Here is a 12,110-nt window from a genome sequence, read left to right on the forward strand (position 1 = left end):
GGAGATAAGATGAAAAATCACGCACTTAATCTCATCGTTAAAGTCATCTATGCAGGTTGCATTCTAGGGGTTTCAAGCCAAGTACAAGCAACCGCTGTTGAGGCAAATATAACAGCAACCGACCCAAATATTGTCAGTTCTCTTATTGAGCAAGCTAATTATTGGCACGGTAGAGCGCATGATGAACGTGCAGTAGAAGCACTGCAAAAAGTACTGATTATGGAAAGCAATAATCAGGATGCGCTGTATTTAATGGCATTTTTTACTGCACAACAAGGTAATGAAAAGCAAGCAACGTATTGGCGAGAAAAACTTGCGCAAATTGCACCGCAAGATCCACGAATTGAAGGATTAAAAAACATCCGATCATCACAATTTAGTGAACAACAATTAGGATATGCCAGAGAGTTAGCGAAAAAGGGGCAACATGAAGAAGCAATAAAAGCATATCAACGTTTATTTGTTAGCAGTGAGCCACCTGAAACACTGGCGTTAGAATATTATCAAACCATGGCTGGTGTGCCCGCTATGTTGCCTCAAGCTATTACGGGATTAAAGCAACGTGCTGCATTAATGCCTGATAATAAAGAAACACAAAAAGCATTAGGATTAACGCTCACGTATAACGAAGAGACTCGCCGCGAAGGAATAACTATTTTAGGCAATATCTCGGGTGATGAATCAGCCCAAAAAGGCCTGCGTCAAGCACTGCTATGGTTGAATGCTCGCCCTGATGATGACGTGTTATATAAAACCTATTTGCAAGCAAACCCAAACGATAAAGCGGTTGCAGAACATTTCCAAGGTGCGATCCAAGGAAATGCACGCCAAGCGGGTTATACCGCATTAAATAAATGTAAATTGAAAGAGGCCGAAGGTTATTTCAAACAAGCGTTAGCGGCAGATAACAGTGATGCGCAAGCCTTAGCGGGGTTAGGTTATATTGCATTACGTTCAGGTGATCTAACGACAGGTCAGCGTTTATTAAACCAAGCTGCGCAATCAGGTGGCGAACAAGGTAGTAAATGGAAGCAACAAGCGGAAGATGCGGGGTTTTATGCACAATTACGCAACGCACAACAACGTGCTAAACAAGGCAATATTCAACAGGCTCTCGATCAATTAGCCCCCTTAACAGGGGCTTCAGGCGAAAAAGGGGTATCTGCTAACTTATTACAGGCTGATTTATTACGTAAGCAAGGTAATTTACCTGCTGCTCACCAATTGCTGTCAGGGCTTTATCAGCAAAATAGCCGTAATGAAAAAGTGATTTCTGCTTATTATTACTTATTAGTTCAGGAAGGACAGAATACAAAAGCGGAACAATTACTGGCTCAACAATCTGCCTCTTTGCGTCAAAAACTGACTGCGAATACAGATCCTTCTGAGAAATTACGTCGTGAAGCGCAAAAAGCGTTAGAAAATGGTGATCGTGTTCAAGCAAAACAATGGCTTTTACAAGCTCAGCGTAAAAACCCGCAAAATAACTGGGTTTACCTTGATTTAGCTCGCCTAATGGTCGCTGATGGCGACAGCGCTGGTGCGAAAAACATCATTTCACAGCTACAAAACCGTAGAACAAAAGATTCTGATTATGTGGCATCTCTGTTTTATGTTGAGCAAAAAGAGTGGGATAACGTTTTTAACTTACTCAGTCGTCATAATCCACAAACCGAAGCTGAAAAAGCGTTATTACAGCGTGCTCGTTTTCATCGCCAACTTGCGCAAGCTGACCATTACCGTCAGTCAGGAAACCTTGTTGCAATGCGCAATATTTTACGTCCATTAATTAATCAAGTTGCTGATTATCCAAATGATGTGGGTGAATTAGCAGAAAAATTGGTTAACAGTGGATTAAATGATGAAGCGTTACAATTAGTTGAAAGTGATATTGCAAAAGGCACGAAAGGTTCAGTTGGTAACTATGCTGGTCATATCAATGTTCTCAATGAATTAGGTCGTTATACACAGGCATCTAGCTTAATTAATGATCCCGCTTTACAACAAGAAACATCGGTTATTGAAAAAAAACGTTTAGAAGTTGCCACTCACGTTGCGCAAGCAGATAACTTACGTGAAAAAGGTGAAATAAAAGCGGCTTACGATACGTTAGTCGTTGCTTTAAAAACATCACCGAATGATCCTGAGTTATTAATGGCATTAAGTCGTGTTTATTTAGCGCAATCAATGCCTGAACAATCAAACAAAATTCTTTCTTATTTAGAAAAAGAGCAAGGAAAAGATAGCAAATTAATCCAAGCTCAAATCGAAGTGGCATTAGCTCAAAAAGAGGGAAGAAAAGCACAGCAGTTATTGCAGCAAATACCTTCATCTTCACAACCTGCTTATTTATTACAAGCCGCGCAGATTGCGCAACTAAATGGTGATAATCGTAAAGCATTAACGTTACTGCGCAGTGCGCAGTGGCAAAACAGTGATAGCACATTAAAAACCTCAGCGGGTCAATTAAGTGCCTTAGGGGAAAGTGATAACCCTACTATTGCGGGTTCTATTTATGAACGTAAAGAGATGGCATCGGTTCAACGTTCTATTCGTGAACTAGAAGAGAAAGTCTCACCTTGGGTTCAAGGTGGTATAGCGATACGTCATCGTAATGGTGATAAGGGATTATCCAATGTCACTGAAATTTCAGCACCAATCAGTATTTCAAGTGTGCCGGGTGAAGAACTCCGTTGGGAATTTAGTGTTAATCCTGTTTCGATGACAAGTGGTTCGGTTTCAGGAGAAAGAGCTAACCGCTTTGGTACTGGTCAGCTTCAACATGCCGAACGCTTTGCGAAAAATAGCGATAACCATGATGAGAAAAATAAAATTAATGCCGATGAAGCGGGTAGCCAACGCGCATCTGGTGTTGAATTAGGACTACGTTTATCAGACAAGGATGTCAGCTTTGATGTGGGATCAACGCCATTAGGTAAAGATACGGCAACGGTTGTCGGTGGCCTCACATATTCACCTCAAATTAGCCAAAATGGGCAATTAACACTGACAGCAGAGCGCAGAGCCATAAAAGATAGTCTACTTTCTTATATGGGGCGTACTGATCCCATGACAGGTGAAAGTTGGGGGCGTGTAACACGTAATGGCGCTAAAGTTCAATATGCCTGGGATGATGGGAAAATGGGGGCTTATGCTGGTGGTGGTTACTATAACTACCAAGGTAAAAGTGTTGCGAGTAATGATGAAGTGAAAGCATGGATTGGCTCTTATGCTAAGTTCTATCAAGATGATCAACAAGAGGTAAAAGCAGGTGTACATGTTGATTATATGAACTTTAGAAATAACCAAAATTACTTCTCATTAGGACACGGTGGTTACTTTAGCCCACAAGATTATGTGTCTGTTTCATTGCCTGTTGCTTATACCCGCCGCTTTGAAAAAGGCGAAGTGTCATTAAATGGTGCAATAGGGATACAAAGTTACAAGCAAAAAGGTAGCGATTATTTTCCAACGCATAGTTATATGCAAAACGCATTAAATAAAAAGAATGCGAGTGATCCTCGTATTAAATCTCAGTATGAAGAAGAAGACGAAACAAATTTCACTTACAGATTAGGTTTAGACGCGAAATATTATTTAAACAAAGAAACCGAGTTAGGTGTCAGCTTATCTCATGATACATCGGGTGATTATGCTGAAGATAATATGTGGTTACACTTAAAATATACCCCAGACTTCCTGTCTAAATAATTAAGGAGATAAATAATGAATAAGCATGACAGTGATATTTTACAATTACCTTTTGAAAGTGGCTGGCAAGATTTAACTCAATTATTATTTTTTCAAATTTTAAATGACAATGATATTTCTACTGCGGGAAATAAATTAAGGAATATAGGTAAAGATATTGCCTTACGTTACCCTTTACCTGAAAGCGAGAATATTCAATCAATTGAATTACATATAAATCGCGTATTAACGCTATTTAAATGGGGATTTGTCACAATATCTCCTGCAATGAGCGAACTTTTACTGGTTCATTGTGCATGGCCTCATTTTACGCACAGCCAAGATGATGTTCAGTGGCGTATCGCGAGTGTGGGGGTTTTAGAAGGGTTATATGAAGGTTGGTTAACGAATCAAGGTGGTAATGCCACAATGCAAGTGCATCGTCAATCTACTGATGCAAAAGATGTCTTTATTTTCCGCTATGCGCATAACTCATCAGCTGAATAATAATATATATGCTTTATTGATTAGCATAGGAGGTCAAAAATGAATGAAATGATATTTAATGATGATAATTCTAAGAGCTTATTAATAAAGCAATTTACTAATAATGTTTTCATGATGTTAGTAACCGATATTAATGGCATCATTATTTATGCAAATAAAAAATATTGTGAATTCAATAATATTAGTTTTGAAAATATAAAAGGTAAAAATTACAGCTTATTTCATTTAATTGATGATAATCAAATCAATTGTTGTGTAAATGATAATAATGGAGTATATCGATTAGAAGCCAAAAGAATTAGCAATACACAAAAAGATATATGGGAAGATATGAGTATTATCCCTGTGTTTGATGAAAATAATCTAATTTCTCATTATGTGTTTATTAGCTTGGATATTACTGATAAGGTAGAGTTAAGAAATGAATTATTTAATAAAAGCTATATTGATTCATTAACTGGAATATCTAATCGATTAAGTATTGTTGAAAAAATTGAAAATGAACGATTAAATATTTCACAACCTTCTTCATTTTGTATTGGTATTATAGATTGCGATAAATTCAAATCTATCAATGATCAATTCGGACATCATGTAGGTGATAAAGTATTGTGTGAAATATCAAAACGTTTATCACAATTAGAAAAAAATCAAGTCTATTGTGGGCGGCTTGGTGGTGATGAGTTTGCTGTGCTTTTCCCTAAAGGATTACGTTCTTGTTCTGTGATTTTGTTAGAAATAATAGAATCACTTTGGGAATTAATGGAAAAGCCCATCAATATTAACTCAGATTTTATGTTAACTCCTTCAATTAGTTTAGGTATTGCTGAATATCCTAAAGATGGAGAAACATTATCTGAATTATTAAAATCTGCGGATAAAACACTTTACTCCATAAAAGAAATGGGTGGTAATAAATATGGGTTTTATTCTGGTTTTTAAATAGAAAGTTATTTTCAAATAAAAATATATAAAAATAATGTTATCTCTTTTTAATGGAGAGGGAGATAACTGTTTTTTAAATATATTACGTATTCCTGATGAAATATAAGTGTAAGTTTAAAATAATATTAAATATTAGTTTTAGATAAATATCTATTAGAGGATTTTATTATGATGAAAGCGGTTATCCCTGTTGCTGGATTAGGTACTCGTATGTTACCTGCAACGAAATCAATTCCTAAAGAAATGCTACCTATCGTTGATCGCCCTTTAATTCAATATATTGTTGAAGAGTGTGCTCAGGCAGGCGTTGAGGAAATTATTTTAGTGACTCACTCTTCTAAAAATTCAATTGCGGATCACTTTGATACCAGCTTTGAATTAGAAAATATGCTGGAACAGCGTATTAAAAATAAATTATTAGAAGAAGTGCGTTCAATATGTCCTGATAATGTCAAAATTATCCAAATTCGCCAAGGCCATGCTTTAGGTTTAGGTCATGCAATTTGCTGTGCACGCCCCGTTATTGGTAATAATCCATTTATTGTTTTATTACCTGATGTTTTATTAAATTCACATTATTGCGATCCTCAACATGATAATTTATCGGCAATGATAAAACGTTTTAAAAAAACAGAACGTAGCCAAATCATGGTTGAACCAGTACCAATGAGCCAAGTACACCAATATGGTGTTGTAGATTGTGAGGGAATTTTCTGTCCTCAAGGCAATTGGGCGCCTATTCGTCGTATCGTGGAAAAACCCAATCCTGAAGATGCACCTTCTAATCTCTCTGTTGTTGGCCGTTATGTTTTTTCTGAAGCTATCTGGGAATTATTAGATGGTTTACCTGCGGGTGTCGGTGGTGAAATTCAATTAACAGATGCGATTGATTTATTATTGAAAAAAGAAGTTGCTGAAGCATATACCTTAGTGGGGAAATCACATGACTGCGGTAATAAGTTAGGGTATATGAAAGCCTTTGTTGAATATGGCATACATAATTTGGCGTTAAAAGAGGAATTTACTGCTTGGATGCAGGACTTTTGTGAAAAAACATTGTTACCCAAAACAGAAGTCATAGAAGAAAATAAAGTAAGTGAAGCACAAAAGATAGCCGCTATCTTTTGAGTTTATATTGAAATAATATGCAATATGCCGACCGAAATAAGATGACGGTCGGCAATAGCAGGAGAGAAGGCAATGTCTTTTAGACACTTATCTCGTTGTAATTATCTATTTTCTGCCTTTTTTATTTTAGGTTTGTTGTTTATGGTTTCTCCCCCAATACAGGCAGCAGATACTCAAGTAGGATGGCAACAGTTTAAAGAGCGCTATATTAAGGATGATGGGCGAGTTATAGACAGCGCTAACAAAAATATTTCGCACTCTGAAGGTCAAGGTTATGGCATGTTAATGGCGGTGATGAGTGATGATCATGAAACATTTAAAAAGTTATGGCATTGGACCGCCGCTTCTCTTTATCGTGGTGATTTAGGTTTATTTAAATGGCGTTATGAACCAGAAAATAGTGAACACACCCCAGATCCTAATAATGCAACAGATGGTGATATCTTAATTGCGTGGGCATTATTAAAAGCGGGTGAGAAATGGAATGATGAAAGCTACCTTTCAGCTTCTGATTCTATTCAACATGCTATTTTGGAACATATGTTAGTTAAGGCTAAAAATTATACTGTGCTTTTACCTGGTATTAATGGTTTTAAAACGCCAGAAGAAATTATTATTAATCCATCCTATTTTATTTTTCCTGCCTGGAAAGATTTTTACCGCACAAGTAAAGATGTTCGTTGGAAAGCGTTAATTAATGATAGCCAGTCTTTACTTAGAAATATGCGATTTGGTGAATATCAATTACCTTCAGACTGGGTAAGTTTGTTTCCAGATGGAAAGATTGAGCCGAGTGAAAAATGGCCCGCTCGATTTAGCTTTGATGCAATACGTATTCCGCTTTATTTAGCTTGGGCACATGATGAATTAGCATTACAACCTTTTGTGCAGTATTGGCAGCAATTTGATCGTTATAAAACCCCTGCTTGGGTAAGTATTGATGCTCAAGAGCGCGCTGAATATAACCTTACTCCTGGTATGATGGCAGTGAGAGATTTAACGATGAAAATACCTATTGAAGATGTTGATTTAAGTAAAGATACAGATTATTACTCTTCGGCTTTACATTTATTAGCAGCATTTGCTCAAAATAATAAATAATAACTAATTATTATTATTTTATTTTGTTAATAATATTTTCGAGTTATCTCACAAAATGTATTTTATCTAATTAAATAAACACAATTCATATTGTGTTTATTTTTTTATAACTTAACTTAAACTCATTCAATATGATTTAGGATAAATAAATATGGAATGGGTAAATTTACTTAGTGATAATAGAAGAAAAGATAAATATAAACATAAAATAAATAATAGTGATGAAACACGCTATGAATTAGAAAGAGATTACGATCGAATTCTTTTTTGTGCACCAACAAGGCGATTAGCAGATAAAACACAAGTATTTCCATTAGAAAAAAATGACAGTGTTAGAACTCGTTTAACGCATTCTTATGAGGTTTCTAATTTAGCAAGAAGTATTGGAACTAAACTAGCCTATAATAATGAAATAGATATTTTTGATGATTATAAAACAGGGTGTGGTGATAATTTAAAGCGTAACTTACCTGCCTTACTTGCCGCTATTGGATTAGCTCATGATTTAGGTAATCCACCTTTTGGTCATAGAGGTGAAAGAGCTATGTCATTATGGTTTGAAAACAAATATGAAGAAATAAAAAACAAGTTTTTAAAAGAACCTAATAATGAAGAAGGAAAAAAAGATTTAACTGAAGTTGATAAATATATAATGGATTTTACAAAGTTTGATGGTAATGCTCAAACCTTTCGTTTAGTCACTCAATTACAAATAATAAATGACAGTTTTGGTTTAAATCTTACTTATGCAACCCTAGCATCATTAATTAAATATCCTCGTTCTTCATATTATCGAGGTGAAAATGAAAAACATTGGGATAAGCATGGCTTCTTTTATTCAGAAGCTGATATTGTTGACGAAGTATGGCATGAAACAGGATTAAAAGAGAATGTTAGACACCCTTTAACATATATAATGGAAGCTTGCGATGATATTGCATATTCAGTTTTAGATGCTGAAGATACAATAAAAAAAGGGTTAGCTTCAATTAATGACTTATTTTCATTTCTTGAGAATTATAAAAACAATATTGAAGACATATCTAAATACTCTTGTGAAATTACACTATTAAATAGTTTAATAAAAAAATCCAGAAAGAAATATATTGAATTTGTAAATTGTGATGAAAATTTAACACCTTACGAAATTGATGATATTAGCATGCAAATGTTTAGGGTTGAAGCGATTAGAATTATGATTAATTCTGTATCATCTGCTTTTATAAAAAATCATAATGATATTAAAAATGGAGTATTCAAAAGCAAAGATATTATTTCAAAAAGTGATTCCTACTTATTATGTAAGGCATTAAAAGAGTTTGATAAAATATTTGGATACAGAAATAAAGAAGTTCTTAAACTAGAAGTTGAAGGCTCCCATTATATAAATAATTTAATGGATATGCTATGGATTGGCATTCATGGTAATGGTAATAAAGATAACCCTCAATATTCTAAGACATTTTTTGGTGATTATGCATATAAACGAATATCTGAAAATTATCGACGTGTATTTGAAAACAAAGAGAATAAAGAAAAGTTAACTATATTATATCAAGAATTTCAATTGCTTGCCGACACTATATCTGGGGTGACGGATAGCTATTTAATTTCATTACATAATGAGCTTAAACCACTTTATGATGAGCAATTTGAAAAAAACGGCTTTAGTTATATACTAATTCATTAAATATCATAAAATTGATAAGATAATAAAATGAGTATATCGCGCCAATTCACAACAAATAGAGAGCGCTTAAGTGGTAAAGTTTTTCGTTTCTTTTATGAAGAATCGTTAAATAACACCGCGCTTTCTTTGATTATGAATAAAGTAAATTTATTTGATTCATCAAATATTTATGCTTTCGGTGGTGTTGTGCGTGATATCGAATTACACAATACGCCTTCAGATATTGATCTCGTGTTTAATGGTGATAGAAACGATTTTACCCGTCTTTTAGAATTCTTAAGTAGCGAGAGACTAACTAAAAATAAATTTGGTGGATTTCGTATAGAAACCAATATGTTAGATATTGATTTTTGGCATTTTGAAGATACTTGGGCATTTTCAAATGATAAGGTTGAAAATGTTAATAACAGTATTGATAATATATTAAAAACAACTTTTTTTAATTGGGATGCAATATTATTTGATTTTAAAAAACAAGATGTGATTTGCAGTAGGTATTATTACTGTAATTTAAATAATAGATATTTAGATATAAATTTATCTGATAATCCTAATTCTATTGGTTCTTTTTCCAGAATTATAAAAAATATTTTTTATAATAATGCCAATCATTTATCTCATGAGATCCTCGATTATTTATATAAATCATTTATAGATTATCATTTATCTGAAATTAAAGATTTTTATCTATATAAAAATAAAAAACATGATCTTCAAATGCGTCAGCTTATAGCTCTCTATGATAAAGTCAATTTTATCGTTGAACATAATCAACGTTGAAAAACGAATAGAGGTGGATAAATGAAAATTTCAGCACGTAATCAATTAGTGGGTAAAGTTGTTGATATTATTGAAGGTGCCGTTAATAGTGAAGTCATTTTATCTTTAGCACATGGTGAAAAACTTGTCACAATTATTACTAAAGAGAGTTGTGATAGTTTAAAGATCAAAAAAGAGGGTGAAGCAATTGCCATTATTAAAGCACCATGGGTTGTATTAGCACTGCCTGATTGCGATTTAAATTTCTCTGCACGTAACCAATTTGCAGGAAAAGTGACTCAAATCGCACAAGGTGCAGTGAACTCTACGGTTCATTTAGAAACTGCTAAAGGTTTAGAACTTACTGCTGTTATTACAAATGAAAGCTTACAAGAAATGAAATTAGCAAAAGGCAGTAATGTTTTAGCACTAATAAAAGCATCAAGTGTGATTGTTGCAACACGTAAATAATGGTACGTTTATTTCTTGAAATAAAAAAGAGACTAAATATTTAGTCTCTTTTTTATATGACGGTGACCTGACCTATCATTGGGTATTTATCATCCCGATCATCGTTTATTCAAGTAATAAAATTTAATTATCTGTATTACCTGCGACTTTCAGTTTGTCATAGATATAATTTTTATAACTGTTAACTAATTTCTCGTCTTCACAGTCATTTAATTTCCCGTTACATAAGTGGCGCATTTGAATGTTTGCTTTGTAAAAAGGAGACAACGGCAAACGAGCGCGCTCTAAGATCAATCCCCCTAAGAAACTAATATCAGTTAATTCACCTGTTGTTATTGGCGCACCTTGCGATAGGTTATCTCTTAAAGTGAACTGAGTAATATACGCAGGGTTATTAAACGGTGATTGATAGTTTTTTAGCTCAATATTGGGTTGATGATCACCAAAATAGAGGAACATTGTCGGCTTTTCTCTTTGTGCAATAAAATGAGAGAAATCTTTAATTGCGGGATCACTGGTGACGATTTTTTCCATATAGTGACTAAATTTACCTGGCGCATTACTGCTTTCTGTATGACCTGTAATTTGGTACATATCTCTGTGTGATTCATCGTAAGGGCCATGCTCATACATCGTTAATGAGAATATAAATAATGGCTTGTCAGTACGCTTTTTTAGTACCTCTTCAACATAACCCAGCATATCTACTGTTGATATTTTCCAGAGATTTTCCTCGAGTGTTCCCGGGTAGCCAAGCTCTTGAGGCTGAATAATTTCATCAATTCCCATTTTTTCATAAGCGTAACCTGCATGGTAAGCACTACGATTAAATGGAGTAAGTAAAACAGTGTAATAACCTTCTGCTTTTAGTTGGCGGAATAAACTCTCATTAAGATTATCGACAACAAAATAGAATACGGAGTTTTTACGTGCACCAAAATCATCCGTATTTAACCCTGTTAATACAGAAAACTCAGAAAGCCAAGTACCACCACCAAAGGTTTGTACACGCAAAGGGCTTTGTGCACTGACACCTTCATCTTTTTGGAACATAAATAAATCAGGCAGTGCAACATTTTTATCAAATTGATAAATATGAGGATCAACTGTCGATTCTTGTAATAAAACGATGATGTCAGGTTTTATGTCTGTCTGTGTTTCGGGCAGTTCGGTTTTGTTCGCTTGTTCAAGGAAATAATCTGCATTTTCATTGAAATAAGGAGGGTGATAAGCCGTTTGGTAGCCAGACATGATTAAATTAGTGACAGTACCTCGTCCTCCTGGAAGTGTTCCTTCCCATTCAGCTTGCCATTTTTCTACGGTGAAATGGAGGATGGTAAATCCAATAACCATTAACAGTAAGCTACTTATCCGCAAGGTTGGGCACGATTTTTTGGAGAAACGCCAAGCAATAGACATATTGATAAGAAGCCATATTAGCATCGCAATCAATGCAACACCGGCTTCCCAATAATGGCCTAATGTCCCTAAATTCGAGCTATCAAAAGCTAAATCAAAGTCAGAGAACATTAATGTTTCTTTGTAATAATGGACTTTGAGTTGATTAATAAACTTCGTTATCAGGAAGAGTGTGCCAGTGGTTATAGCCGAAAATAAGACACGAGCTGATAAAATAAAGCAAAGAGAAAAAAGAATAAAATAAGCACCGACTGAAATAAATGCAGTATAAATAAACGTTATTTTCTCAAAAACAATAAAGAGTGAGGCAATAAGAATAAGTGCAAGATAAGCACTTCCTAACATTTTTTTCATATCTCTTCCGAGTATAGCGATAAAGTATAAAGGGGATATTTTACAA

General features: G+C 34.5%; 9 protein-coding genes. 8 read left to right on the forward strand and 1 reads right to left on the reverse strand.

The genetic code is table 11. The features are described 5' to 3' along the window. Positions 1–9 precede the first annotated feature (9 nt). The 8 genes from SB028_RS19335 to SB028_RS19370 all read left to right on the forward strand — a co-directional run bounded on the left by SB028_RS19335 (position 10) and on the right by SB028_RS19370 (position 10,291). Complete coding sequence (locus tag SB028_RS19335; protein ID WP_069367385.1) at positions 10–3,711, forward strand: cellulose biosynthesis protein BcsC; 3,702 nt, start codon at positions 10–12, stop codon at positions 3,709–3,711. Between the two features lie 15 nt (positions 3,712–3,726). Continuing rightward, a complete protein-coding gene (gene bcsD / locus SB028_RS19340; RefSeq protein WP_069367384.1) occupies positions 3,727–4,197 on the forward strand; it encodes a cellulose biosynthesis protein BcsD in 471 nt (156 codons plus the stop codon). Between the two features lie 39 nt (positions 4,198–4,236). Beyond that, the gene (locus tag SB028_RS19345; RefSeq protein WP_069367383.1) at positions 4,237–5,139 is read left to right on the forward strand and encodes a sensor domain-containing diguanylate cyclase; all 903 of its coding nucleotides are present in this window, start codon (positions 4,237–4,239) and stop codon (positions 5,137–5,139) included. A 171-nt stretch (positions 5,140–5,310) separates the two neighbouring features. Continuing rightward, complete coding sequence (gene galU / locus SB028_RS19350) at positions 5,311–6,270, forward strand: UTP--glucose-1-phosphate uridylyltransferase GalU (protein WP_069367382.1); 960 nt, start codon at positions 5,311–5,313, stop codon at positions 6,268–6,270. A gap of 72 nt (positions 6,271–6,342) precedes the next feature. Then, positions 6,343–7,371: a glycosyl hydrolase family 8 gene (locus SB028_RS19355; RefSeq protein WP_069367381.1), complete on the forward strand. Its 1,029-nt coding sequence runs from the start codon at positions 6,343–6,345 to the stop codon at positions 7,369–7,371. A gap of 151 nt (positions 7,372–7,522) precedes the next feature. Beyond that, entirely contained in the window at positions 7,523–9,061 is a 1,539-nt protein-coding gene (gene dgt, locus SB028_RS19360; RefSeq protein ID WP_069367380.1) for a dGTP triphosphohydrolase, read from the forward strand. Between the two features lie 27 nt (positions 9,062–9,088). Then, entirely contained in the window at positions 9,089–9,841 is a 753-nt protein-coding gene (locus SB028_RS19365; RefSeq protein ID WP_069730276.1) for a hypothetical protein, read from the forward strand. Positions 9,842–9,862: 21 nt separating this feature from the next. Continuing rightward, entirely contained in the window at positions 9,863–10,291 is a 429-nt protein-coding gene (locus tag SB028_RS19370; protein WP_069367378.1) for a TOBE domain-containing protein, read from the forward strand. A 123-nt stretch (positions 10,292–10,414) separates the two neighbouring features. On the opposite strand, the gene SB028_RS19375 is transcribed toward SB028_RS19370, so the two are convergent. Further along, positions 10,415–12,064 (reverse strand): LTA synthase family protein, encoded by a 1,650-nt coding sequence (locus SB028_RS19375; protein ID WP_069367377.1) that lies wholly within the window; start codon positions 12,062–12,064, stop codon positions 10,415–10,417. Between the last annotated feature and the right edge of the window lie 46 nt (positions 12,065–12,110).

This window comes from Proteus vulgaris (assembly GCF_033708015.1).
Taxonomy (GTDB): Bacteria; Pseudomonadota; Gammaproteobacteria; order Enterobacterales; family Enterobacteriaceae; genus Proteus.

What these genes read in the sequence shown, in the direction of transcription:
- galU (WP_069367382.1), top strand. Translation starts at nt 5,311, where the DNA reads ATGATGAAAGCGGTTATCCCTGTTGCTGGATTAGGTACTCGTATGTTA.
- SB028_RS19365 (WP_069730276.1), top strand. Translation starts at nt 9,089, where the DNA reads ATGAGTATATCGCGCCAATTCACAACAAATAGAGAGCGCTTAAGTGGT.
- SB028_RS19375 (WP_069367377.1), bottom strand. Translation starts at nt 12,064, where the DNA reads ATGAAAAAAATGTTAGGAAGTGCTTATCTTGCACTTATTCTTATTGCC.
- SB028_RS19335 (WP_069367385.1), top strand. Translation starts at nt 10, where the DNA reads ATGAAAAATCACGCACTTAATCTCATCGTTAAAGTCATCTATGCAGGT.
- SB028_RS19370 (WP_069367378.1), top strand. Translation starts at nt 9,863, where the DNA reads ATGAAAATTTCAGCACGTAATCAATTAGTGGGTAAAGTTGTTGATATT.
- SB028_RS19355 (WP_069367381.1), top strand. Translation starts at nt 6,343, where the DNA reads ATGTCTTTTAGACACTTATCTCGTTGTAATTATCTATTTTCTGCCTTT.
- bcsD (WP_069367384.1), top strand. Translation starts at nt 3,727, where the DNA reads ATGAATAAGCATGACAGTGATATTTTACAATTACCTTTTGAAAGTGGC.
- dgt (WP_069367380.1), top strand. Translation starts at nt 7,523, where the DNA reads ATGGAATGGGTAAATTTACTTAGTGATAATAGAAGAAAAGATAAATAT.
- SB028_RS19345 (WP_069367383.1), top strand. Translation starts at nt 4,237, where the DNA reads ATGAATGAAATGATATTTAATGATGATAATTCTAAGAGCTTATTAATA.